The following is a 24,066-nucleotide window of genomic DNA, read 5'->3' on the forward strand; positions in this document are numbered from 1 at the left end:
TGCTCCTTTTCTGATCGCCTGCCTCTATCCGGACAAGATGACGCCTGTGCAACCCTACCAACCCGATCCGCGCATCCTGGAGCTTGGCGACGGCTTCTACGACCCGGTCCGGGCGGCGGAGTTTCCGGCGTGCACGGCGCGGTTCGTGAATGAGCGCGCAGCGGCAGAGGTCGGGCTGGAGTCGGCCGACTGGGCGCGGCACTTCTGCCGGTTCGAGCCGCTGCCGGGCAATCTCGAGGCGCCGCTGGCGCTGCGCTATCACGGGCATCAGTTCCGGTCGTACAATCCGGAGCTTGGCGATGGGCGCGGGTTCCTGTTTGCGCAGCTACGCGACCGTGGCGGGCGGCTGACGGACCTCGGCACCAAGGGTTCGGGGCAGACGCCGTGGAGTAGGTTCGGCGACGGGCGGCTGACGCTCAAGGGCGGGGTGCGCGAGGTGCTGGCGACCGAGATGCTGGAAGCGCTGGGTGTCAACACGAGCCGGACCTTCGCACTGTTCGAGACGGGCGAGGAATTGCAGCGCAACGACGAGCCCTCCCCGGCCCGCTCGGCCGTGCTGACCCGGCTGAGCCATGGGCACATCCGGATCGGCACCTTTCAAAGGCTGGCGTTTGGCGAGGACGTCGAGGGACTCGAGCGGCTGGTGAGCTATTGCCTCGAGCATCTGTATGGCGAGCCGGCCGATGGCGGGGCCGAGCGGCTGTTCGCGCTGGTGACCGAGCGGACCGCGGCGCTGGCGGCGAGCTACATGGTGGCCGGCTTCGTCCATGGGGTGCTCAACACCGACAATATCAACATCACCGGCGAGAGCTTCGACTATGGGCCGTGGCGGTTCGCGCCGACCTGGGAGCCCGGCTTCACCGCGGCCTATTTCGATCATTCCGGGCTCTATGCGTTCGGGCGGCAGCCGGAGGCGATCCAGTGGAACCTGGCGCAGCTGGCGGGGTGCCTGGCGCTGCTGACCGACGGGCACGAGCGGCTGCAGGCGAGCTTGGAGGGCTTCGCCGCCCACTTCCACGCAGCCCTTTCGGCGGGGATGGTGCGGCGGCTGGGTCTGACCCCCGCTGGGGCCGAGGAAGATCGGGTGGTTGCCCGGGCGGTGGTGGCGGCGCTGGGGACCGGCAAGGTCGGGATCGACCGTTTCTTTTTCGACTGGTTCGGCGGCGCGCGTCCGACGGGCGAGGCTTATGCCGATCCGGCGTTCGAGGCACTGGCCGAGGCGATCGGGGACCGGCGGGGTGAGCGGCGCCACGCCTATTGGTCGGACGCGCAACCCTGTTCGATTCTGATCGACGAGGTCGAAGCAATCTGGGCGGCGATTGCCAGCGACGACGATTGGGCGCCGTTCGAGGACAAGGTGGCGGCGATACGGCGGATGGGCGAGGCCTTGACGGAGACGGCGGGCTCGGCTTCTTCGCCAACTCCATGACATTGATTTCCTTTGAGCCGGCGACCGGCGACACCCTGTGGTCCGGCGAGCCCGGCGATGCGGCGACCGAGGTCGCAGCCGCGCGCGAAGCCTTTCCGGCCTGGGCCGCGCAGCCGGTCACGTATCGCGCCGAGACCCTGCGCCGCTTTGCCAATGCGGTGCGGGCGAGGGAAGCGGAGTTCGCCCGGCTGATCGCGCGCGAGACGGGCAAGCCCCTGTGGGAGGCGAAGACCGAAGTCGGCGCGGTGGTCGGCAAGGTCGAGATTTCGATCAGCGCCTACATGCAGCGGACCGGGACCACCCGCCAGGAAGCGGCGCTGGGGTCCAAGGTCGCGGTTCGGCACAAGCCGCACGGGGTGCTGGCGGTGCTGGGGCCGTACAATTTCCCGGCGCACCTGCCCAACGGGCACATCGTTCCGGCGCTGCTCGCCGGCAATACGGTGGTGTTCAAGCCGTCGGAAAAGACCCCGGCGGTCGGCGAGATGCTGGTCCAGCTGTATCACGAAGCGGGCGTGCCGGAAGGCGCGGTCAGGCTGCTGATCGGGGGGCCGAACGAGGGCCGTGCGCTGGCCGGCGAGGACGGGATCGACGGGCTGCTGTTCACCGGTTCGGCCCGGGCCGGACAGGCGCTCCACCGCCAGTTCGCCGACATGCCGCACAAGATCCTGGCGCTGGAACTGGGCGGCAACAACCCCCTGGTGGTGTGGGACGCGGCCGACACTGCCGCCGCGGCGACCATTGCGGTGCAGTCGGCCTATCTGTCGGCCGGGCAGCGCTGCACCGCCGCGCGGCGGCTGATCGTGCCCGAGGGCCGCGCCGGGGACGCGCTGGTCCAGGCGATGCTCAAGCTGATGGACCGGCTGATTGTCGGCGAGCCGTTCGCCGAGCCGCAGCCGTTCATGGGGCCGGTGATCGACAATGACGCGGCCGACCATATCCAGGCGCAGTTCCTCGACCTGATGATCAAGGGTGGGAAGGTGATCCGCCGCCTCGACCGGCCGCAGGAGCAGCAGCCGTTCCTGACCCCGGCGCTGATCGAAGTGACCGACGTGGCGGGTCGCCCCGACGAGGAGATGTTCGGGCCGGCGCTGCAGCTGATCCGGGTCGACAGCTTCGAGGCGGCCATCGCCGAGGCCAACAACACCCGCTTCGGGCTTGCCGCGAGCCTAGTCGGTGGGTCGCCCGAGCAGTTCGACCGCTTCTGGAACGAGGTAAGGGCCGGGGTGATCAACTGGAACAAGCCGACCAACGGTGCGCCGTCGAACGCGCCGTTCGGAGGCGTCGGCCTCAGCGGCAACCACCGGCCGAGCGCGGCCTATGCGGCGGATTATTGCGCTTATCCGGTGACCAGCAGCGAGGCGGAGATTGCGCGGGCCACGATCGGCGAGGGTCTGCGCGACCCCACTATGCTGGAAGACTAAGGGCCATCGCGGGCCGGAGCGTCTGAAGCGCGTCCGGCCCGCGGCCCACCCCCGGGCAGGGGCTAGTGGAAGTCGGGCGTGTGCCCCTCTTCCACCAGATCGGTGAACTTGGTGATCCGGGCATCGAACTTGAGCTTGACCTTGCCGGTGGCGCCGTGGCGCTGCTTGGCGATGATCAGTTCGGCGGTGCCGTAGATCTTGGCCATTTCCTCTTGCCACGACGGCAGGTCGGGATGGTCGTCCGGCGGCTGCTTGGCCATCAGGTAATAGTCGCCGCGGTAGATGAACCAGACCATGTCGGCGTCCTGCTCGATCGAGCCCGATTCGCGAAGGTCGGACAGCTGCGGGCGCTTGTCTTCGCGCTGCTCGACCGCACGGCTGAGCTGGGACAGGGCGACGACGGGCACGTGCAGTTCCTTGGCGAGGCTCTTGAGGCCGCGGCTGATCTCGGAGATTTCCTGGACGCGATTGCCATCGCTGCTCTTGCCCGTCCCGCTGAGCAGCTGGAGATAGTCGACGATCACCAGCCCGATGTTCTTCTGGCGCTTCAGCCGGCGGGCGCGGGCGCGCAGGGCGGCGATGGTCAGGCCGGGGGTGTCGTCGATGTAGAGCGGCAGGCTGTTGAGCTCGGCCGCGACCCGCGCGAACTCGCGGAATTCGTTGATGTTCATGTTGCCGGTGCGGATCTGCGTGCCGGGGATATTGCTCTGTTCGGCGAGCACGCGGGTCGCCAGCTGGTCGGCCGACATTTCGAGGCTGAAAAAGGCCACCGCAGCGCCGGCCGAGCGCTCGGACACGATGCCGTCGGCATTGTCCTGGAGCATCCGCCGGGCGGCATTGAAGGCGATGTTGGTGGCGAGCGAGGTCTTGCCCATGCCGGGGCGCCCGGCGAGGATGATGAGGTCGGAGCGGTGCATGCCGCCCATTCGCGAATTGACCTCGGTGAAGCCGGTGGTGATCCCCGACAGCGCACCACCCGAGTTAAGGGCGGCCTCGGCGATCAGAAGCGCTTCCTTCGACGCGTCGGCGAAGGTCTTGACCTTGCCTTCGCCCCCGCCCTGCTCGGCGACCTTGTAGAGTTCGGTCTCGGCGCGCTCGATCTGTTCGAGCGGCTTGACGTCCTCCGAGGTGTCGAGGGCGCCGGTGACGAGGTCGCGCCCGACCGCGACCAGGCTGCGTAGAAGCGCAAGGTCGTAAATCTGGGAGGCGAAGTCGCGCGCCGCGATCAGCGCCGCGCCCGATCCGGTCAGCTGCGCGAGATAGGACGGGCCGCCGACCTGCCGCATCGCTTCGTCCGCTTCGAACAGGGGCTTCAACGTCACCGGGTTGGCGATCATGTTGCGATCGGTCAGCCGGAGCACGGCGTCGTAGATGCGGCCGTGCAACGGCTCGAAGAAATGATCGGCGCGCAGCTTGAGCTGGACGTCCTCGACCAGCCGGTTGTCCATCAGCAGCGCGCCAAGCAGCGCGGCCTCGGCCTCGACATTGTGGGGAAGCTGCTGGACCGGGGTCTCGGCGGGCCCGGCGCCCGGATGAAGGAGGATTTCGGCCATGAGCGTTCCTCTACGCCTTTCGCGGGCGCGGCCAAGCTGTGGATAACGGGGAAATCGTGGGGAGCGCGGATTTCCGCCCGGCGGGAATCGACGAACCGTTGGGCGCACGGCTAAGCCCTGCCCCATGAGCATCCTTTCCGACCGCTGGATCCGCGAGCAGGCCCAGAACTCCGGCATGATCGAGCCGTTCGTCGAGGCGCAGCGGCGCGACGGGTGCATCAGCTATGGCCTGTCGAGCTACGGCTATGACGCCCGGGTCGCGGACGAGTTCAAGATCTTCACCAACGTCGATTCGGCGGTGGTCGACCCCAAGGACTTCGCCGCCAACAGTTTCGTCGATCGCAAGACCGACTGCTGCATCATCCCGCCCAACAGCTTCGCGCTGGCGCGTACGGTGGAATATTTCCGGGTGCCGCGCGACGTGCTGGTGATCTGCCTCGGCAAATCGACCTATGCGCGGTGCGGGATCATCGTGAACGTCACCCCGCTCGAGCCGGGCTGGGAAGGGCATGTGACGCTGGAGTTCAGCAACACCACGCCGCTGCCGGCGAAGATCTACGCCAACGAGGGGGCGTGCCAGTTCCTGTTCCTCAAGGGCAACGAGCCGTGCGAGGTCAGCTATGCCGACCGCGCGGGCAAGTATCAGGGGCAGCAGGGGGTGACGCTGCCCAAGCTGTGATCAGGCCTGCCTGTCGACCCACGCGATGAAGGTGTCGGCGAAGCCATCGATCAGCTTGGCGAGGCCTTCGTCGCTGACCTTGCCGTCGTCGCCGAACTTGCCCGCCGACAGGTTGCCGACGTACATTTCGGGTTGGCCGAGTACAATGGCGTCGAGGTGGACCAAACTCTGACGGAGGTGGTGGTTGCAGCCGAAGCCGCCGGTGCCGCCTGTCGATTGAGTGACGACGGCGGCGGGCTTTTGCTGGAAAACGCCCTGACCGTAGGGCCGCGAGCCGATGTCGATCGCATTCTTGAGGCCGCCGGGGACCGAGCGGTTCCATTCGGGCGAGACGAATAGCAGTCCGTCGCAGCCCATCACCGCGGCGCGGAAGGCGTCCCAGGCGGGGTGGGCCGCGTCCTTTTCGAGGTCAGGATTGTAGAGCGGCAGCGCGTGGATCTCGACGTCCTTGAACGTCAGCCGGTCGCCGACCGCGAGTTCGATGCCCCGGGCAAGCTTTTTGGTCAGGCTGTCGGCACGCGGGCTGCCGCGAAGGACGGCGATGGTCTTGGGCATGGGTGAACTGTTCCTAGCGCTTGCGGGATTGGTGGCGGATGTTTGCCGGTCGGCCGCGGCGACCGCCAGCAGGCTTAAAGACGCGGTCACGCCGTTGTTCCCTGGGGCCTCCGGCGGGACGGCCGTAGCTGCCCTCCGGAAGCTCGAAACGGAGCGCGCCGCTGACCGGATTGGCTTCGGTCAGGCGCAGCTGGAGTCGCTGGCCGATGCGATAGGTTTCGCCGGTCTCGTCACCGACCAGCTGGCGCCCGGCCTCGTCGTAGCGGAAATATTCATGCCCAAGGTCGGCGGCAAGGATCAGGCCGTCACCGCCGAGACCATCAACTGTGGCGAAGAAGCCGAACGGCTGGACGCCCGAGATGCGGCAATCGAGCAATTGGCCGACGTGATCGGCGAGATAGGCGGCGACGTAGCGGTCGATGGTGTCGCGCTCGGCCTCCATTGCGCGGCGTTCGAGCATGGAGATGAGCTCGCCAATCTCGGTGAAGCGGGCGGCGTCGTCAGCGGGCAATCCGCCTTCGCCCAGCTTGTAGTGACTGACCAGCGCGCGGTGGACGAGGAGATCGGCGTAGCGGCGGATCGGCGAGGTGAAGTGGGCGTAGGACGGCAGCGCCAGCCCGAAGTGGCCGAGCGGATCGGGCGAGTAGCGGGCCTGGGTCTGGGTGCGCAGGATCTGCTCGGTGATCTCGGGCAGCGCATCCCCGTCCCCAACCCGCTCGATGATGCGGTTGAAGGTCGCGGGCTTGATCACCTGGCCCAGCGCGAACTCCATATCGAAGGTGGCGAGATAATCCTTGAGCGCGGTCAGCTTCTCACGGCCGGGCGTCTCGTGGACGCGGTACATGACCGGCGCCTTCTTCGCCTCCAGCGCCTTGGCGGCGGCGACGTTGGCGGCGATCATGAAATCTTCGACCAGTTTGTGCGCGTCGAGCCGCTCGCGCGGGGCGACCGAGGTGATTCGACCCTTCTCGTCGAGGACGACCTGGCGTTCGGGCAGGTCGAGTTCGAGCGGCTCGCGCTTCTGGCGGGCGGCGTAAAGCGCGGCCCAGCAGTCCCACAGCGGCTTCAGCGCGGTGTCGAGCAATTCGGGTTCCACCCCGCCTTCGCCATCGATGGCGCGCTGGGCGTCCTCATAGGCGATATTGGCGGCGACCCGGATCACGGCGCGGGTGAAGCGGTGCGCCTCGAGGCTACCGTCGGGGCCGACCTGGAGGTGGCAGGCGAGCGCGGCGCGGTCCTGGCCTTCCTTCAGCGAACAGATGTCGGACGACAGTTCGTGCGGCAGCATCGGGACGACGCGGTCGGGGAAGTAGACGCTGTTGCCGCGGCGGCGGGCTTCGCGGTCGAGCGCGCTGCCGGGGCGGACGTAGAAGCTGACGTCGGCGATGGCGACGATCGCATCCCACCCGCCGTCTTCGCGGGGCGAGGCCCAGATGGCGTCGTCATGGTCGCGGGCGTCGGCGGGGTCGATGGCGACGATCGGCAGGTGGCGCAGGTCCTCGCGGTCGGAGCCGAGCGGCAGGCTCGACACCTCGCGCGCTTCCTCGACCGTTTCGTTGGGGAATTCGTGCGGAAGCCCGTGCTTGTGAATGGCGATCAGGCTGAAGCTGCGCGGGGCGAAGGGATCGCCGAGGACGGCGTCGACCTTGGCCGACACGCGCGGCGGGCGGCCGGAGGGTTCGGCCAGGACGAGGTCCCCGGTCTGCGCCTCCCCGAGGTCGGACAGGGGAAGCTGGCGGCGTTCACGCTTGTCGACGGGTTTCAGCCACTTGGCGCCCGCTTCGTCCTCGTGGACGACGCCGAGGATGAGGTCGGCCGAGCGCTGCAGCTTCTTCATTAGGTGGGCGACATGGCCCGACCCGCGCTCCTCGGTACGGGCGAGAATGCGATCGTTGAGCGCGAGTGCCGAGCGGCGGCCCTTCTCGAGCACGCGGAGTTTTGGCGGCGGCCCCTCCCCCTGCCAATTGTCGGGAACCGCGAGCGCCTGCTCCTCGATCGCGACGATGCGGAGCACGGTGACACGGGGCACGCCGCCCGTCTTGTGGAAGGCGCGGCCGGGAGCGCTGTCGATCAGCCCCTCGTCGGCCATGTCCTTGAGCAGGGCCTTCAAGGCGATCTTGTCGTGACCGTGCAGGCCGAAGGCGCGGGCGATCTCGCGCTTGCCGGCAGGCTGGCCCGACTTCTCGATGAAGTCGAGGATCTGCCTGGAGGTGGGAAGGCCGGTGTGGGCGGGCTTGCGGGGCATTCGGGTCCTTATGACGGGGTGGCAGCACGGGCCGCTAGAGCAGCGCGCCGGGCGAGATGATGTTCCCGCCAGACGATGACGAGACCGCTGGCGATGATCACCGGCGCGCCGAGCCAGACGGTGGCGGTGGGCAGCTCGGCAAACAGCCACAGCCCGAGCAGGGTCGCCCAGAGCAGGGAGGTATAGTCCATCGGCATAACCAGCGCGACCGGGGCGAGACGGAGACTGGCGGTCAGGGTAAGCTGGGCAAGACCGCCGGCCAGCGCGAGGCCGGCAAGGATGGCGAAGGTGGCGGCGTCATGCGCACGGCCGAAGTGGAGCATGAGCAGTCCGAGCGGCAGGAGGCTGCTGGCGGCGAACCAGAAGACCGTGGTCGACGCCCGCTCGGTCGCGCCGAGACGGCGGATGACAATGGTCACGGCGGCGGTCATGCCGGCCCCGACCAGCGCCACCGCAGCGCCGAGTAGCGGCACCCCGCCCTCGCCCGGATGAACGATCAGTAGGACGCCAAGGAAACCGACCACCACCGCGCCCCACCGCCAGCGCCCCGTTGCCTCGCCCAGCACGAGGGCGGCGAGGATCGTCGCGAAGATCGGCACTGTGAAACCGATCGCGGTGGCGTCGGCCAGCGGCAACAGCAGGATGGCGAGGAAGTTCATCGCCATCGAGGTGAGGCCGAGCGCCATCCGGCCGATGTGGGCGCCGACCCGCCTGGTCCGCAGCGAGGCGAGACCGGGTCCAGCGAGGACCAGCCCGGTGGCGCAGACGACCGAGCCGATCTGACGATAGAAGAGGCTTTCCACGACATGGACGCCGCGATTGCCCGCCAGCTTCACGCCGGCGAACATGATCGCCAGGAGCAGCGCCGTCACCAGCCGCAGCAGGATACCGGCAAGCGGGCGCTGGGCGGCGGGACGGTCGGTATCTTCCGCGGTCATCGCCGCGCCGAGCCTGGACTCACTTGGTCTCCGGCGCCACGTACGGCTTGAACGCGCCGCCCGGGACAGCGCTGGCAACCGGGCTTTCCCAGCCGTCCTTGCCGACCGAAGACACGCCGAACACCCAGTCGTCGACGCGGATGCCCTTCAGGACGGCCTGCTTCTGCGCGCCTTCGACCCGGCCCATGGTGGCGTTGTTCGACGGACGATTGGGATTGAGCGCCGACCCTGCCGGCGGCGCTTCGTTCGTGACCAGCACGTCCGAGACCGCGGTCGACGACTTGGTCCAGTTGTTCTCGTCGGTCCGGCGCCAGTGCACCTTGTAGGCCGGGACGCCCGCCACCGGGGGCCAGTTGACCGTGGTGTCGGTGCTGACCGCGCCCTGGGCGACCGGGGCGGGCGGCGGCGGGGCGTTGGCGATCGCCATCAGCGCGGCGACGTTGAGGCGCACGATCTTGGCGAGGTAGGGGAAGTCCATCTCGTCGATGGTGTCGCCGAACTTGCGACCATTCTCGGTGCGCAGGTCCTGGTGCTGGTGGTCGTAATCCTCGACCGCGACCGAGAAGCGGACGGCGGGGAAGCCGGCGTTGAGGAATTCGGTATGGTCGCCGCCGCGCCCGAACCGGTCGTTGCGCCACACCTGGCGGACGTCGAGGCCGATCTGCGGCAGCCGCTCTGCAAGGCGATCGAGGAAGCGGCTGATGTTGCGGCTCGGGCTGTCATTCTCCCCGCCGAGGCTGCGCTGCGAAGCGGCGAGCGCTTCGCGGCCCTGCCAGCGCGGGCCTTCGGAGAAGACCCGCACGGCCTTGGCATCGCATACGCCGTCCGACCCGCAGCTGTTGCCGATGATGTCGTTGTTGAGGTTGGCGACGACGTTCCAGCCCTGCGCCTTGGCGTAATCAGAGAGGATTTTGCCGCCGAGCAGCCCCTGCTCTTCTCCCGACAGCACGCCATAGACGATGGTCCCGCCGAACTTGGCGCCGCGCAGGGCGCGGGCGGCCTCCAGCACCGCGACGGTGCCCGACCCATCGTCATTGGCCCCGGGCGAGTCGTTGGTCGCGTCCATGACGTCGGTCACGCGGCTGTCGATGTGGCCGGTGATGATCACCACGTCGTTCGGCCGTTCGGCCCCGCGCTGGATGCCGACGGCATTGCAGACCCTGGTCGGCTGCGGCACGCGGCGGCCAGTCACCGTGTCGCAGGTCTGGAGCGTCTCGAGGCCCAGCGCCTTGAGTTCGGCTTCGGCCCAGCGCACCGAGGCGCCGATCCCGCGTTTCGGGTCGGTCTGGCTGGACAGGGTGTGGCGGGTGCCGAACCCGACCAGCCGGACGACATCGGCGCGCAGCCGCGCTTCGCTGACCTTGCGCGCGGCTGCCATGATCTGTTGTTCGGGGGTCGCCGCCGCCGACGCGGCAGTGCTGGCGAGGAGAAAGGTGGAAATGGTCAGCGCCAGCGGTTTCAGCATCGAAAACTCCCAAGTCATGCGGTCGTGCGGTGGAGTAGGTTTTTCCCGAAGCCCGGTCTAGGCTGCTGCATTCTTAACGGGGAGCAGTGACATGGGGATGGTGCGTTGGGCCCTTGCGGCGGGGGCGTCGCTGAGCGTGTTGGCGAGTTCGGTGGTGGCGCAGGGCCTGCCTCCGATCCTGACAGGCGCGCCCACCGCTGCCGCCGTGTCCGCGCGATGCACCGAGATGCTGACCCGCAGCGCGGCGTTGCGCAAGGCGCTCGAAGCGCCGGGCAAGAGCGCCTCGGCGCTGCAACAGTTCGACGATCTCCTCAACGTGCTGATCGGCGCCAGCGGCGAAGCGACGCTGTATCGCGAAGTGCTCGTCGACGACGCTGCCCGCACCGCCGCGCAGGATTGCGAGGTCAAGGTCGGGACCGAATTTAATGCCGTCACCTTGTCGCGGCCGATCTACGAGAAGCTGAAGGCACTGCCGACGCCGGCCGACAAGGCGAGCGCTTTCTACCTCCAGCGCATGTTGCAGGCCTTCGAACTGTCGGGCGTGGCTCTCGATGCCGACAAGCGGGTCGAAGCGCGCCGGCTCGCCGATCGGATCTCCGAACTCACCACCACCTTCCAGGCCAATATCCCCAAGGGCTAGCGAACGATCACCGTCACCGCGGCCGAACTCGACGGGGTGCCGGCCGATTTCATCGCCGCCCGCAAGCCGGGCGCCGACGGGCGCATCACCCTTCGCACCGACAGCGCCGATTTCGTGCCGGTGATGACCTACGCCAGGAGCAGCGCGCTGCGCGAGCGCTTCCAGCGTGAATATGCGCAAGTCGCTTATCCGCAGAACGACGCGGTGCTGCGCGAGATGATCGATACGCGGCAGGCATTCGCCAAGCTGATCGGGCGGCCCGACTTCGCCACCGTCGATTTCGAGCCGCGGATACTGAACACGCCGGCCAAGGTCGAGGCACTGCTGGCCGAAATGGCTGCCGCGGCCAGGCCCGCCGCCCAGAGCGACTATGCCAAGAGCTCGCCGTGCTGCGCCAGACCGATCCGCAGGCGAGCAAGATCAACCCGTGGGACAATGGCTATCTGACCCCGCTCGTCCAGAAGCAGAGCTATGGCTTCGATCGGCAGGAAGCGCGCAAATACTTCAACTATCCCAAGGTGCGCGGCGGCATCCTGCAGCTGAGCGAGGACCTGTTCAGGGTCGACATCAAGCCGTGGAAGACCGCGCTGTGGCACCCCAAGGCCGAAGCCTATGAGATGTTCGAAGGCGGCAAGCTGATCGGCCGCTTCTACCTCGACATGCACCCGCGGCCAGGCAAGTATGAGCATGCCAACGTGGTCCCGCTGCGTCAGGGCAAGGGCGGCCAGGTCCCGGTGATCGCGCTGGTGATGAATGCTCCCGACGGCCTGATGGAGCATGGCGACGTCGTCACTTTCCTCCACGAATATGGCCACCTGCTGCACGGCATCTTCGGTGGCCAGAACCAGCATTGGGCCGGGCAGAGCGGGATCGCGACCGAGGCCGACTTCGGCGAAGCGCCCTCGCAGATGCTCGAGGAATGGGTGTTCGACTATGACACGCTGAAGCGGTTCGCGACCAACGAGGCGGGCCAGCCGATCCCGCAGGAACTGGTGGCGCAGATGAATCGTGCGCGCCTGTTCAACCTTGGGATGGGCGACATGCGCCAGCTCGGGCTGAGCGAAGTCGCGCTGAGGCTCTACCAGCAAGGAGCGCCCGCCGATCTCGGCGCCGCTTACCGTGGTTACGTCAATCGCTACGACCTGATCCCGCTGCCCGAATGGTCGCAGGGCCAAAACAGTTTCAGCCACCTCGCCGGCTATGGCGCGAGCTATTACACCTATCGCTGGTCGAAGGTGATCGCCGACGACCTGTTCACCCGCTTCGCCAGGGAAGGACTGCGCAATCCGAAGACCGCGGCCGATTACCGGCGGCTGGTGCTGGCGCCGGGCGGGACCAAGCCGGCGGCGGAGCTGGTCCGAGATTTCCTCGGGCGGCCGATCAGCATCGACGCCTACAAGGCGGAGATGGCCAGGGCCGCGCGCTGAGCCGCGCGAGCATTGGCAAGCGGCGCTGACCGGGGCTAGAGGGAGCGGCAATCCCCTTCCCTAGTCAGGACGCGTCCTCATGCTTCGTCAGATCGACCATTTCATCGGTGGCACTTCGGTGGCGGCGGGGGACCGCTCCGGCGATGTCTTCAACCCATCAGCGGGCGAGGTCCAGGCGACCGTCCGCCTCGGCACCGCGACCGACCTCCAGAAGGCGGTCGACGCCGCTAACGCCGCCCTACCCGGCTGGGCCGCGACCAACCCGCAGCGCCGCGCCCGGGTCATGTTCAACTTCAAGGCGCTGATCGAGAAGAACATGGAGGAGCTCGCCGCCACCTTGGCGTCCGAGCATGGCAAGGTGATCGCCGACGCCAAGGGTGACATCCAGCGCGGGCTGGAAGTGATCGAGTTCGCCTGCGGCATCCCCCACGCGCTGAAGGGCGAATATACCCAGGGCGCAGGCCCCGGCATCGACGTCTATTCGATGCGCCAGCCGCTCGGCATCTGCGTCGGAATCACCCCGTTCAACTTCCCGGCGATGATCCCGATGTGGATGTTCGGCGTCGCCATCGCCTGCGGCAACGCCTTCATCCTCAAGCCGTCCGAGCGCGATCCGAGCGTCCCCGTGCGGCTGGCCGAACTGATGAAGGAAGCGGGCCTGCCCGACGGTATTCTCAACGTTGTCCATGGCGACAAGGAGATGGTCGACGCGATCCTCGATCATCCGGACGTCAAGGCGGTGAGCTTCGTCGGCTCTTCCGACATTGCTCAGTATATCTACAGCCGCGGCACCGCGAACGGCAAGCGCGTGCAGGCGTTCGGCGGGGCCAAGAACCATGGCATCGTCATGCCCGATGCCGACCTCGACCAGGTGGTCAACGACCTGACCGGCGCCGCCTTCGGTTCGGCCGGCGAACGCTGCATGGCGTTGCCCGTCGTCGTCCCGGTCGGCGAGAAGACCGCCGATGCACTCCGTGAAAAGCTGATCCCGGCGATCGAGGCGTTGCGGGTCGGTGTGTCGACCGATCCCGACGCGCACTATGGGCCGGTGGTCAACGAAGCGCATAAGAACCGGGTCGAGGAGTGGATCCAGACCTGCGCCGACGAGGGCGGCGAGCTGGTGGTCGATGGCCGCGGCTTCAGCCTGCAAGGCTCGGAGAAGGGCTATTTCGTCGGGCCGACCCTGTTCGACCATGTGAAGCCGCACTTCCGCTCGTACCAGGAAGAGATCTTCGGCCCCGTCCTGCAGATCGTCCGCGCCGCCGACTTCAACGAAGCGGTTCGCCTGCCGAGCGAGCATCAATATGGCAACGGCGTCGCCATCTTCACCCGCAACGGCCACGCCGCGCGCGAGTTCGCGGCGCGGGTCAACGTCGGGATGGTCGGCATCAACGTGCCGATCCCGGTGCCGGTCGCCTATCACACGTTCGGCGGGTGGAAGCGGTCGGGCTTCGGCGACACCAACCAGCACGGGATGGAGGGCGTCAAGTTCTGGACCAAGGTCAAGACGGTGACGGCGCGCTGGCCCGACGGCGGCGTTGGCGACGGCGGCAACGCCTTCATCATCCCGACCATGGGCTGAGGCGGGTGCGCTTCCTCCTCCTGCTGCTGGCGCTGCTTCTGATCGGAGCGCCGGCGGCAGCGGCGGACAAGCGCATCGCGCTGACCTTCGACGACGCACCGCGGCAGCGCGGGGCCTATTTCACGCCCGACGAGCGGTCCAAGCGGCTGATCGCCGGCCTGCGCAAGGCAAAGGTTCGCCAGGCTGCGTTCTTCGTCATTCCCGGCAATTTCGGCAAGAACGACGGCGTCGGCGGCGAGCAACGGATCGCGGCTTATGTCCGGGCCGGGCACGTCATCGCCAACCACAGCTGGAGCCACCCGGCGCTGACCGAGGTCACGGCGGCCGACTATGTCGCCAACATCGACCGGGCCGAGCAATGTCTCAAGGGCCAGCCGGGCCGGCGCCCGTGGTTCCGCTTTCCGTATCTCAATGAAGGCCGGGCCGACAAAGCCAAGCGCGATGCGGTTCGCACGGCGCTGGCGGCGCGGGGCCTGCGCAATGGTTACGTCACCGCTGACGGGGCCGACTGGAACATGGAAGCGCTGACCACGGCGGCGGTGAAGGCGGGCAAGCCGGTCGACATGGCCGCGCTCCGCCAATTGTATGTCGAGACCATGGTCGGCGCGGCCGAGTATAACGACGGTCTGGCGCGCAAGGTGCTGGGCCGGGCGCCGGCGCAGGTGCTGCTGCTTCACGAGACCGACCTGGCGGCCTTGTTCGTCGCCGACCTTGCCGCCGCGCTGCGCAAGGCCGGGTGGACGATCATCACCGCCGACGAGGCCTATCGCGATCCCATCGGCTCGCTCCACCCCGACGTCCCCTCGATGCAGGGCACGCTGACCGAGGCATTGGCGTGGGAGAAGGGCCTTGCGGCGCCCCGCTGGTACGACCGGGTCAGTCCCAAGGTCGCCGATCCGTTGTTTGCCCAGCGTGTCCTGGGGGAGACCCGGCCGTGAAGCGGGCGCAGGGAAGCTCGCCCTATGAAGCGCGCTACGGCTTCTCCCGCGCGGTCCGGGTGGGCGAGCGGATCCTGGTGGCCGGAACCGCGCCGGTCGAGGCCGATGGCTCCTCGACCCCCGGCGACGCGGCCGATCAGGCGCGGCGCTGCCTCACCATCATCCTCGGCGCGATCGCCGAGCTGGGCGGATCCGCGGCGGACGTGGTGCGGACCCGGATGTATATCGTCGATCCCGCCGATGCCGATGCGATCGGCGCCGTGCATGGCGAGTATTTCGGCGAGATCAGGCCCGCATCGACGATGGTCGTCGTAAAAGCGCTGCTTCGCGACGAATGGCGGGTCGAGATCGAAGCCGAGGCGTTGGTGAGGGGTGAAACATAATCTTCTAGCGCTGATCGTCGCCCTTCCCCTCCTTGCCTGCACCCCCGCCGGGGACAAGGCCGAGACCGGCGAGGCGATCGCCCAGGGGGCCGGGGTCGGCGATGGCCCGACCGGCCGGGTCGGTCCCTCGGTTGCGCGCGGGGCCGACAAGGGCCCCATCCCCTCCGACATCGACGAGGGCCTGAACCCGGCGAACGAGGCCGCCCCGAAAGGCGAGCCGGCCGCCAAGCCGACCATGATCCCGGCCCAGTTCCACGGCCGCTGGGGCCTGACTGCCAACGACTGCAAGCCCGAGTTCGTCAGCGCCGCCAAGGGGCTGATGGTGGTGAACGACAGCCGGCTGACCTTTTACGAAAGCCGCGGCACCCTCGACCGGATCGACGCCTGGACGCCGGCCAATCGCTTCACGGCCAACTACGGCTTTTCGGGCGAAGGCATGACGTGGGAGCGGGTGATCACGCTGGAGCGTACCGGTTCCACGCTTCGCCGGACGGAGAAGGGCGGCGACGAGGGCCCTGTCGACCTCCGCTACACCGCCTGTCCAACCACCTAGGGGCGGCGGAGCAAGTCTGCTCCCATGCCGACCTGACCTTGATACCGGGCCGCTGGAAAGTCGCAGCGGTCGGAGCTAGGGCGAGCCCATGTCCCAATTCGACCTCACCGACGACCAGCGCCAGATCCAGGATCTGGCGCGGCAGTTCACCGCCGCCGAAATCACGCCCCACGCCGCCGAGTGGGACGAGAAGCACCATTTCCCGCGCGCCACCGTTCAGAAAGCGGCCGAACTCGGATTCGGGGCGATCTACGTGTCCGAGGAAAGCGGCGGGATCGGGCTCGGCCGGCTCGAATCGGCGCTGATCTTCGAGGCGCTGAGCTACGGCTGCCCGTCGACCAGTGCGTTCATCTCGATCCACAACATGGCGGCGTGGATGATCGACCGCTTCGGCTCGGACGCGGTCAGGCAGAAGTATCTGCCGAGCATGATCGGGATGGAGCGGCTGGGCTCCTATTGCCTTACCGAACCGGCGAGCGGGTCGGATGCGGCGGCGCTCAAGACCCGCGCGGTGCGCGACGGCGACCATTACGTCGTCTCGGGCTCCAAGGCGTTCATTTCGGGCGGCGGCGAGAACGAGATCTACGTCACCATGGTCCGCACCGGCGAGGACGGCCCCAAGGGCATCAGTGCGATGGTGATCGAAAAGGACATGCCTGGCGTCAGCTTCGGCGCGCAGGAGCGCAAGCTCGGGTGGCATTCCCAGCCCACCGCGCAGGTCAATTTCGACGAGGTCCGGGTGCCGGTCGAAAACCGCGTCGGCGGCGAGGGCGAGGGCTTTCGCATCGCGATGATGGGGCTCGATGGCGGGCGGCTCAACATCGGCGCCTGCAGCCTCGGCGGCGGGCAGCGCTGCCTCGACGAGGCGGTCGCTTATACCAAGGAGCGCAAGCAGTTCGGCACCGCCATTGCCGACTTCCAGAATACCCAGTTCATGCTGGCCGACATGGCGACCGAGCTGGAGGCGGCCCGTGCGCTGCTGTATCTCGCGGCGGCCAAGGTCACCGACAATGCGCCGGACAAGACCCGCTTTGCGGCGATGGCCAAGCGGCTTGCGACCGACACCGGCTCCTCGGTCGCCGACCGCGCGTTGCAGCTGCATGGTGGCTATGGCTATTTGATGGACTATCCGATCGAGCGCTTCTGGCGCGACCTTCGGGTTCACTCGATCCTTGAAGGGACCAACCAGGTCATGCGCATGATCACCGCGCGGGAGATGCTGCGCCAGTGACCAACGATGTCCTGATCACAACCGAAGGCGCGCTGGGCCGGATCCGGCTCAATCGACCGCGGGCGATCCATGCGCTGACCCGCGACATGTGCGAGGCGATGAGCGACGCGCTGCTGGCGTGGCGCGACGATCCCGCGATCCAGGCGGTGTTGATCGACCATGCCGAGGGGCGCGGCTTCTGCGCCGGGGGCGACGTGGTCGCGCTGGCAAAGTCGGGCGCCGGTGACGGGACGGAGGCGGCCGCCTTCTTCCACGCCGAATATCGCCTCAACCATCTGCTGTTCACCTATCCCAAGCCGACCATCGCGTTGATGGACGGGATCACCATGGGCGGCGGCGTGGGCATCGCCCTCCCCTGCCAGGTCCGGGTCGCGACCGAGAATACGCGGCTGGCCATGCCCGAGACCGGGATCGGCCTGTTCCCCGACGTCGGCGGCGGCTGGTATCTGTCGCGGCTGGAAAGCCGGGTCGGCCAGTTCATGGCACTGACCGGCGCGCGGCTGGACGGGGCGGAGTGCCGCTACCTTGGCCTTGCCACCCATTATGTGCCGCAGTCCGCCATGCCCGACCTGGTCGAGCGGCTGGCCGCCGCGCCGGCGCGGGCCGCGGGAGCTGCCGGCAATTTCGTCGGCAACATGCCGGCGGCGCGAATCGAGCAAAACATGGCCGACATCGCCCGGCTGTTCGCGCCCGACACGCTGGAGGAAGTGATTGCCGGCCTGGAAGCCGAGGACAGCGATTGGGCCCGGTCGGAACTGGCGACGCTGCGCAGCAAGAGCCCACTGTCGTGCAAGGTCTCGCTGCGGCTGCTGGCGGAAGGCGCCGGGCGGGCGACGTTCGAGGACGAGATGCGCGCCGAATATGCGCTCGCCTGCCGTGTCGTGCACACCCACGATTTCGTCGAAGGCGTCCGCGCGCTGCTGATCGACAAGGACAACAACCCCGAGTGGAAGCCGGCGGTGCCCGAGGCCGTGCTGGACGAGACCGTCGACCAGCTGTTCGTCGAGCTTCCGCCCGAAGAAGCCTGGACGCCGTTTCCGGAGATCGCATGACCGAATACACCACCCTGCTGATCGAGCGGCACGATGCCGTTACCCTGGTCCGCCTCAACCGCCCGCAGGCGCTGAACGCGCTCAACAGCCAGGTGCTGGCCGAACTGATCGATGTCTTTGCCGCCTATGACGCCGACGACAGCCAGCACTGCCTGGTCCTGACCGGCAGCGAAAAGGCATTCGCCGCAGGGGCCGACATCAAGGAGATGCAGAGCCAGGGCTTTGCCGACATGTACTCGGCCAATTTCTTCGCCGGGTGGGAGCGGGTCACCGACACCCGCAAGCCGTGGATCGCGGCGGTCAGCGGCTTTGCGCTGGGCGGCGGCTGCGAGGTGGCGATGATGGCCGATTTCATCATCGCCGGCGACAATGCCAGGTTTGGCCAGCCTGAGATCAAGCTAGGCGTCACCCCCGGCATGGGCGGATCGCAGCGTCTGGCGGCGGCGGTCGGGAAGGCCAAGGCGATGGAAATGTGCCTGACCGGGCGGATGATGGGCGCCGAGGAGGCCGAAAAGGCTGGCCTCGTGGCGCGCGTCGTGCCGGCCGCGTCGTTGGTCGACGAAGCGCTCAAGACCGCGGCCGAGATCGCTGCCATGCCCCCGCTCGCGGCGATCGCGGCCAAGGAAATGGTCAATGCGGCGTTCGAGCTTCCGCTGGCGCAGGGCGTCAGGTTCGAGAGGCGGTTGTTCCACGGCCTGTTCGGGACCGAGGACCAGAAGGAAGGCATGGCCGCGTTCGTCGAGAAGCGGCCTGGCAAGTGGACCGGCAAGTAGGAGCGTCAAGCATGCGGATCGCATTCATCGGGCTCGGCAACATGGGCGGCGGAATGGCTGCCAACCTCGCCAAGGCGGGGCATGAGGTTCGCGCGTTCGACCTTAGCGAGGCGGCGCTGGCCAAGGCCGAGAAGCGCGGTGCGACGCGGGCGGCGGATGCGGCGGCTGCGGTCGAGGGCGCCGAGGCGGTGGTTACCATGCTGCCGGCCGGTAAGCACGTGGCCGAGGTCTATCGCTCGGCGGTGTTCGGCAAGGCTCCGGCCAGCGCCATCCTGCTCGATTGTTCGACCATCGACGTCGCCACTGCCCGCACCGTCGGGGAAGAGGCCCGCGCGGCCGGCTACGAGATGGTCGATGCACCGGTGTCGGGCGGGATCGCCGCGGCCGAGGGCGGGACGCTGACCTTCATGGTCGGCGGCTCGGCTGAAGGCTTCGAGCGGGCGCGGCCGATCCTCGAGCAGATGGGCAAGGCGGTGATCCATGCCGGCGGCAGCGGATCGGGACAGGCCGCCAAGATCGTCAACAATATGCTGCTCGGCGTCACCATGGCCGGGACCTGCGAGGCGTTCGTGCTGGCGCAGAAGCTCGGCCTCGACCCGCAGGTTTTCTTCGACATTTCGAGCAAGGCGAGCGGGCAGAGCTGGTCGATGACCTCCTATTGCCCGGTGCCGGGCGTCGGACCGGAAACCCCGGCCGATCGCGGCTATGACGGCGGGTTTGCGGCGCAGCTGATGCTCAAGGACCTGACGCTGGCGATGGAAGCGGCGCAGGCGGCGGGGGCCTACACCCCGATGGGCGGCGAGGCTGAGGAGCTTTACCGCCGCTTCGTCGAGCGGGGTGGTGGCCCCAAGGACTTTTCCGCGCTGATCAAGATGATCGATGACAGCTGGACGCCGCCCGCCCAGTCGAACTAGGCTGCGCCATCATTCTTGCCGGAGCAACCATCCGATGCGCATCCTGATCCTGTCTTCCGTTGCGGCTGCCGTCCTCGGCACGGCCGCCATCGCGGCTCCGCTTTCGCGTGAGGCGGGCGTCAGGATGATCGCGCAGCGGCATGCCGGCTACGAACAGCTTGGCAAGGCGATGCGCGCCGCCAAGCAGTCGATCGACAAGGGCGACGTGGTGACAACCCGCGCCACGGCCAACCAGATCACCGCCCTCGCGGCTCGAGCGCCGACGTGGTTTCCTGCGGGCAGTGGTCCGGAGGCCGGCAAGACCCACGCCAAGGCGCTGGTGTGGCAGCAGCGGGCCGACTTCGACGCCAAGATGAAGGATCTCGGCAGCGCATCGCGGCTGTTCCAGGCCGCGGCGGCGGGCGGCGATCTCGATGCCATCAAGGCCGCTCATGGCAAGCTTGGACAGACCTGCGGCGCCTGTCATCGCCAGTATCGCGAAGAGCATTGAGGCCCGGCGGACCCCTGGGGTCAAAACTGGGCTGTTCCCGCACGCCTTGAGGAGTCTTCGATGCGTTCGATCCTGCTGGTTTCCGCCGCCTTCCTGACCCTGTCCGCGTGCGGCAGCGGGAGCGATGACGCCAATGCCGTCCTCAACGATGCCAACGCCAGCGGCGCCGAGGCGACCGCCACGGTGACCAACACCGCCATGGCTGCCGCCGACACGCCGCTCGAACGCGAGGCGGCCCTGGCCAAGATGAAGGAGCGGCACGACGGCTACGAGAAGATCGGCAAGGCGATGCGCGCGGCCAAGCAGGGCATCGACAAGCAGGACCTGAATGCGGTGCGCGCCTCGGCCGACCAGATCGCCAGCCTGGCCCCGCAGGCGATCGGCTGGTTCCCGCTTGGCACCGGCCCCGACGTCGGCAAGACCGGCGCCAAGGCCGAAATCTGGCAGCAGAAGGCCGAATTCGACAAGGGCATGACCCGCTTCAACGAGGCGGCCAAGGTGTTCCAGGCGACCACCGCCGGCGGTGATTTCGGTGCGATCAAGGAAGCCCACGCCAATCTCGGCAAGACCTGCGCGGCCTGCCACGACCGCTTCCGCACCAAGGATGACTGACGCCGCGGCAAGCGTCAGGGGGCATGGCGGCGCGCCGCGCGCGGCGGTGCCCGTCTGGGACCTCCCGATCCGCCTGGTTCACTGGAGCATCGCGCTGCTGGTGCTTTTCTCCTGGTGGTCGGCGGAAAACGGCAAGATCGAGTGGCATATCAGGAGCGGGCTCACGATCCTGTTCCTGCTGCTGTTCCGGCTCCTGTGGGGCGTCCTCGGAAGCTCGACGGCGCGCTTCGCTTCCTTCGTGACGGCGCCGTCGCGGGTCGCCGCTTACCTTCGTGATCCGGCCGGCTGGTCGCGGGTCGGGCATACCCCGCTCGGCGCGCTCAGCGTGGTCGCGCTGCTGAGCCTGCTTGTGCTGCAGGTCGCCTTCGGCCTGCCACTGTCCGACGAGGATGGCATCGTCACCGGGCCGCTCAACCGGCTGGTGAGCTTCGACACCGCCGAATGGGCGCACGAGGTCCACGAGATCCTGTTCAACGTGCTGCTCGCCTTCATCGTGCTGCACGTGGCTGCCATTGCCTACTACCGATGGAAAGGCAGGCACCTCGTCAGTGCGATGGTGACGGGGGACAGCAAGGATTATCCTGCGGGCACCCCGGGACTGGTCAAGGCCGGCGCGGGCCGGCTGGTCGTCAGCCTGGGAATCGCCGCGGCGGTGACCTCGTGGATAGCGAACGGAGTGCCTGGACTATGAGCGAAGCCCGCATCGATTATGTCGAACTGCCGAGCGCCAGTGCGCACGAACTGACCCGCGCTTTCTATCGCAAGGCGTTCGGCTGGACCTTCACCGATTATGGCCCGACCTATAGCGCGGTTGAAGGAAGCGCGGTCAGCGTGGGCCTGCAGGGAGACCGGGAAGAAGCGCTGTCGGCGCCGCTGCCGGTGGTCCGGGTCGACGACCTCGACGCTGCGTTCGATGCCGTTACGAAGGCCGGCGGCCATATCGCCAAGCCGATCTTTGCCTTCCCGGGCGGCCGCCGCTTTCACTTCATCGATCCGGGCGGCAACGAGATCGCGGTCTGGGTCACGGCCTAAGGTCGTCCGCCGGCCCACGGCAGGCGTCCAAGCCGCTCGGCGACGCTTGCCACCCTGCCCCGCCGGGCATCGATGACCAGCCCCCCGCTCTGCCGCAGGCGCGGCGCATCAAGCGTCAGCCAGCGGGCGCGGCAGGCGCGCGGCAGGCGGCGGTCGGCGACCACGATGTCGGCCGCGGCGCAGGCCCGAATCAGTTCGCGCCAGTCGAGCCGCTGGGTCGAGCGCAGCGCCAGCAGGGTGCGCCTGGTCCCGCCAAGGTCGGCGACGCAGCTGTCGGCGCTGCACCGCGCCCGGCGGTAGGCCGCGAGCGGCGGCGGGTCGCCGTCGAACCCGGCATTCTCGGCCATGAGGTCACGCACGAAATCGCCGGCCCGGTCGCGCAGCAGCCACGGTGTTCCGGCCTCGTCGATCACCGCCAGATGCTTGCCGTCGCCGGTGACCAGGACGTCGGGCAACGGCTCGGCGAGGGTGAGGGGGATGCCGACCGCGATCGGGGCCAGGCCCCACCGCCGCCAGGCGCTGTTCCACAGGCAGAACCACAAGCCGCCGCCGATGATCAGCCCGAAGGCGGTACGCGGCATGGCGGGGAGGATCGCGCTCGCCCCCGGCGTATCCGCCACCGAGTGGGCGATGTGCAGGAGAAGGCCGATCGACCAGTCGGTGAGCGCCCACAGCGGCGCGCCGAGACCGAGGGTGTCGAGCAGCAGGGCGCTCGCCTCAAGCGGCATGATGACGAAGGTGGTGAGCGGAATGGCGACCAGATTCGCCGCAACGCCGTACAGGCCGGCCCGGTGAAAGTGATAAAGCGCGAAGGGCATCAGCGCGACTTCGATCGCCAGGCTGGTCGCGGTCATCGCTCCGAGGCTGCGCAAGGTGGCCGCCGCCCGCCCTTCTTCGCGCCGTTCGAACAATCGCTTGAATCGGGCCGAGCCGTACACCGTAACGAGGGTCAGGACGGCGGCAAAGCTGAGCTGGAAGCTGGCGCCGGCAATCGCCTCGGGGCGGATCAGCAGGACCAGCAGCGCCCCGGTCGCAAGGAGGCGGATGCTCATCGCCTCGCGCCCGAGCAGGATCCCGGCGAGGACCAGCAGGGCCGCGACGCAGCTGCGCACGGTCGGCACCTGCAGGCCGGTCAGGACGGTATAGGCGACCCCGGCCAAGGCGCCGGCCGCGAACCCGATCGCGACCAGGTTCCAGCGCAGCGCCAAGGTCGGCACCAGCGCCAGGGAGCGGAGAACGAGCAGGTAGAAGAAGCCGACCGCGGCGGCGATGTGGAGGCCGCTGACCGACAGCAAATGGGCGAGCCCCGAGCGGCGCATTGCCTCGGCGTCGGCCTCCAGCACCGAGCCCTGGTCGCCGGTGACTAGCGCGGTGGCGATCCCGCCTGCGCTGGCCCCAAGCTGGCCGCGGATGTGGGTGTCGAGATCGCGGCGGATACGGTCGAGCCCGGTTTCATGCGCGGGCGTGACGACCGTCACCTTGCCCAACGCCTTGCCGGTGGCGCCGAACCCCATGAACCACGCGTCGCGGGCAAAGTCGTGGGTGCCGGGCAGCGCCATCGGCATCGGCGGGGCCAGCCGGGCGCGCAGGCGCACCACCGCCCCCACGCCGAGCGTCGGGCCGAGCGCTTCGGCGTCGGGCAGGGGAAGCGAGACCCGGATCCGCGGCGGAAGGCCGGGGCTGGCTACGGCAAGCGTCAAGCGGAGGTTGCCACGGGCGACCAGCCGCTCGGCCTTGAGCACCTTGCCCTCGATCGCGGCGATGAGCGGCCGGTCGAGCCGCGGCGCCGCCACCTCGCCGCTGCGCCACCAGATGAGCGCGCAGCCGAGCGCCAGGCCGGCGCCGGCGGTGGCGATCACCTGGCCGGTACGGCCCCGAACGACCAGTCCGGCGGCGACGAGCCCGGCACAGCACAGCAACATCGCCGCCCAGGCGAGCGGGTCGGCAAGCACCAGCCAGGCGGCGATTCCGCCCCCCAAGGCGACCACCGCCCACGGCGCAAGCTGGGAACGTTCGACCTCAAGGCGGTTTTCCGCACTTGCGAAGAACGCTCCGGCTTGCCAGTGCACGGGTGCCGGTATGTTATCCGGGGAAGCGGCCACGTCCATTGCTGCCTCCCTAGTGAAGGCATGCGATCCGGCGGAACCGAAGAAA

Annotated in this window: 24 protein-coding genes; 18 read left to right on the forward strand and 6 right to left on the reverse strand. The window is 68.3% G+C overall.

The window, feature by feature from the left end; translation table 11 throughout:
• The first annotated feature begins 37 nt into the window (after window positions 1-37).
• Window positions 38-1,429 carry a protein adenylyltransferase SelO family protein gene (locus M1K48_RS05225; RefSeq protein WP_249504792.1) on the forward strand — a complete coding sequence of 464 codons (1,392 nt, stop codon included), beginning with the start codon at window positions 38-40 and terminating at the stop codon, window positions 1,427-1,429.
• Window positions 1,426-2,850, forward strand: a complete 1,425-nt coding sequence (gene astD / locus M1K48_RS05230) for a succinylglutamate-semialdehyde dehydrogenase (RefSeq protein ID WP_249504793.1) — start codon at window positions 1,426-1,428, stop codon at window positions 2,848-2,850. The genes M1K48_RS05225 and astD overlap by 4 nt, the downstream gene beginning before the upstream one ends.
• A 62-nt stretch (window positions 2,851-2,912) precedes the next feature.
• Here astD and M1K48_RS05235 read toward each other — a convergent pair whose 3' ends face one another.
• Window positions 2,913-4,403: a replicative DNA helicase gene (locus M1K48_RS05235; protein WP_249504794.1), complete on the reverse strand. Its 1,491-nt coding sequence runs from the start codon at window positions 4,401-4,403 to the stop codon at window positions 2,913-2,915.
• A gap of 124 nt (window positions 4,404-4,527) precedes the next feature.
• Between M1K48_RS05235 and dcd the strand changes: the two genes are divergently transcribed.
• Window positions 4,528-5,082 (forward strand): dCTP deaminase, encoded by a 555-nt coding sequence (gene dcd, locus M1K48_RS05240; RefSeq protein WP_249504795.1) that lies wholly within the window; start codon window positions 4,528-4,530, stop codon window positions 5,080-5,082.
• Here dcd and M1K48_RS05245 read toward each other — a convergent pair whose 3' ends face one another.
• From M1K48_RS05245 to M1K48_RS05260, 4 genes are read right to left on the reverse strand one after another with little or no spacing between them, the layout of a single operon-like run.
• Complete coding sequence (locus M1K48_RS05245) at window positions 5,083-5,637, reverse strand: NADPH-dependent FMN reductase (protein ID WP_249504796.1); 555 nt, start codon at window positions 5,635-5,637, stop codon at window positions 5,083-5,085. It abuts the gene before it with no gap.
• 13 nt (window positions 5,638-5,650) lie between these two features.
• Complete coding sequence (gene rnr, locus M1K48_RS05250) at window positions 5,651-7,882, reverse strand: ribonuclease R (RefSeq protein WP_249504797.1); 2,232 nt, start codon at window positions 7,880-7,882, stop codon at window positions 5,651-5,653.
• 8 nt (window positions 7,883-7,890) lie between these two features.
• Window positions 7,891-8,820 (reverse strand): DMT family transporter, encoded by a 930-nt coding sequence (locus tag M1K48_RS05255; protein ID WP_249504798.1) that lies wholly within the window; start codon window positions 8,818-8,820, stop codon window positions 7,891-7,893.
• Window positions 8,821-8,839: 19 nt separating this feature from the next.
• On the reverse strand, window positions 8,840-10,285 hold the full coding sequence (locus M1K48_RS05260; protein WP_249504799.1) for a M28 family peptidase: 1,446 nt from the start codon (window positions 10,283-10,285) through the stop codon (window positions 8,840-8,842).
• Window positions 10,286-10,376: 91 nt separating this feature from the next.
• Here M1K48_RS05260 and M1K48_RS05265 point away from each other — a divergent pair, with 91 nt between their 5' ends.
• The 15 genes from M1K48_RS05265 to M1K48_RS05330 all read left to right on the forward strand — a co-directional run bounded on the left by M1K48_RS05265 (window position 10,377) and on the right by M1K48_RS05330 (window position 21,912).
• The gene (locus M1K48_RS05265) at window positions 10,377-10,925 is read left to right on the forward strand and encodes a hypothetical protein (protein WP_249504800.1); all 549 of its coding nucleotides are present in this window, start codon (window positions 10,377-10,379) and stop codon (window positions 10,923-10,925) included.
• Window positions 10,926-10,961: 36 nt separating this feature from the next.
• Window positions 10,962-11,372: a M3 family metallopeptidase gene (locus tag M1K48_RS14295; RefSeq protein ID WP_257794168.1), complete on the forward strand. Its 411-nt coding sequence runs from the start codon at window positions 10,962-10,964 to the stop codon at window positions 11,370-11,372.
• A complete protein-coding gene (locus M1K48_RS05270) occupies window positions 11,312-12,352 on the forward strand; it encodes a M3 family metallopeptidase (RefSeq protein ID WP_257794169.1) in 1,041 nt (346 codons plus the stop codon). The genes M1K48_RS14295 and M1K48_RS05270 overlap by 61 nt, the downstream gene beginning before the upstream one ends.
• 79 nt (window positions 12,353-12,431) lie before the next feature.
• A complete protein-coding gene (locus M1K48_RS05275) occupies window positions 12,432-13,934 on the forward strand; it encodes a CoA-acylating methylmalonate-semialdehyde dehydrogenase (protein WP_249504801.1) in 1,503 nt (500 codons plus the stop codon).
• A gap of 5 nt (window positions 13,935-13,939) precedes the next feature.
• The gene (locus M1K48_RS05280; protein WP_249504802.1) at window positions 13,940-14,872 is read left to right on the forward strand and encodes a polysaccharide deacetylase family protein; all 933 of its coding nucleotides are present in this window, start codon (window positions 13,940-13,942) and stop codon (window positions 14,870-14,872) included.
• Window positions 14,869-15,255 carry a RidA family protein gene (locus tag M1K48_RS05285; protein ID WP_249504803.1) on the forward strand — a complete coding sequence of 129 codons (387 nt, stop codon included), beginning with the start codon at window positions 14,869-14,871 and terminating at the stop codon, window positions 15,253-15,255. The genes M1K48_RS05280 and M1K48_RS05285 overlap by 4 nt, the downstream gene beginning before the upstream one ends.
• On the forward strand, window positions 15,245-15,808 hold the full coding sequence (locus M1K48_RS05290; RefSeq protein WP_249504804.1) for a hypothetical protein: 564 nt from the start codon (window positions 15,245-15,247) through the stop codon (window positions 15,806-15,808). Before M1K48_RS05285 ends, M1K48_RS05290 begins: the two co-directional genes overlap by 11 nt.
• Before the next feature lie 88 nt (window positions 15,809-15,896).
• Window positions 15,897-17,039 (forward strand): acyl-CoA dehydrogenase family protein, encoded by a 1,143-nt coding sequence (locus tag M1K48_RS05295; RefSeq protein WP_249504805.1) that lies wholly within the window; start codon window positions 15,897-15,899, stop codon window positions 17,037-17,039.
• Complete coding sequence (locus M1K48_RS05300; RefSeq protein ID WP_249504806.1) at window positions 17,036-18,091, forward strand: enoyl-CoA hydratase/isomerase family protein; 1,056 nt, start codon at window positions 17,036-17,038, stop codon at window positions 18,089-18,091. The genes M1K48_RS05295 and M1K48_RS05300 overlap by 4 nt, the downstream gene beginning before the upstream one ends.
• Window positions 18,088-18,864, forward strand: coding sequence for an enoyl-CoA hydratase-related protein (locus M1K48_RS05305; protein ID WP_249504807.1), 777 nt, complete (start codon window positions 18,088-18,090; stop codon window positions 18,862-18,864). The genes M1K48_RS05300 and M1K48_RS05305 overlap by 4 nt, the downstream gene beginning before the upstream one ends.
• 11 nt (window positions 18,865-18,875) lie before the next feature.
• Complete coding sequence (mmsB, locus tag M1K48_RS05310; protein ID WP_249504808.1) at window positions 18,876-19,778, forward strand: 3-hydroxyisobutyrate dehydrogenase; 903 nt, start codon at window positions 18,876-18,878, stop codon at window positions 19,776-19,778.
• Between the two features lie 34 nt (window positions 19,779-19,812).
• Window positions 19,813-20,268: a c-type cytochrome gene (locus tag M1K48_RS05315; RefSeq protein WP_249504809.1), complete on the forward strand. Its 456-nt coding sequence runs from the start codon at window positions 19,813-19,815 to the stop codon at window positions 20,266-20,268.
• Between the two features lie 60 nt (window positions 20,269-20,328).
• Window positions 20,329-20,880, forward strand: coding sequence for a c-type cytochrome (locus tag M1K48_RS05320; RefSeq protein WP_249504810.1), 552 nt, complete (start codon window positions 20,329-20,331; stop codon window positions 20,878-20,880).
• Window positions 20,873-21,571, forward strand: a complete 699-nt coding sequence (locus M1K48_RS05325; RefSeq protein ID WP_249504811.1) for a cytochrome b/b6 domain-containing protein — start codon at window positions 20,873-20,875, stop codon at window positions 21,569-21,571. The genes M1K48_RS05320 and M1K48_RS05325 overlap by 8 nt, the downstream gene beginning before the upstream one ends.
• The gene (locus tag M1K48_RS05330) at window positions 21,568-21,912 is read left to right on the forward strand and encodes a VOC family protein (protein ID WP_249504812.1); all 345 of its coding nucleotides are present in this window, start codon (window positions 21,568-21,570) and stop codon (window positions 21,910-21,912) included. The genes M1K48_RS05325 and M1K48_RS05330 overlap by 4 nt, the downstream gene beginning before the upstream one ends.
• On the opposite strand, the gene M1K48_RS05335 is transcribed toward M1K48_RS05330, so the two are convergent.
• Window positions 21,909-23,981 carry a ComEC/Rec2 family competence protein gene (locus tag M1K48_RS05335; RefSeq protein ID WP_249504813.1) on the reverse strand — a complete coding sequence of 691 codons (2,073 nt, stop codon included), beginning with the start codon at window positions 23,979-23,981 and terminating at the stop codon, window positions 21,909-21,911. The two genes, M1K48_RS05330 and M1K48_RS05335, sit on opposite strands and share 4 nt — an antisense overlap.
• Window positions 23,982-24,066 lie beyond the last annotated feature (85 nt).

It is taken from the genome of Sphingomonas glaciei, assembly GCF_023380025.1.
Taxonomy (GTDB): Bacteria; Pseudomonadota; Alphaproteobacteria; order Sphingomonadales; family Sphingomonadaceae; genus Sphingomicrobium; species Sphingomicrobium glaciei.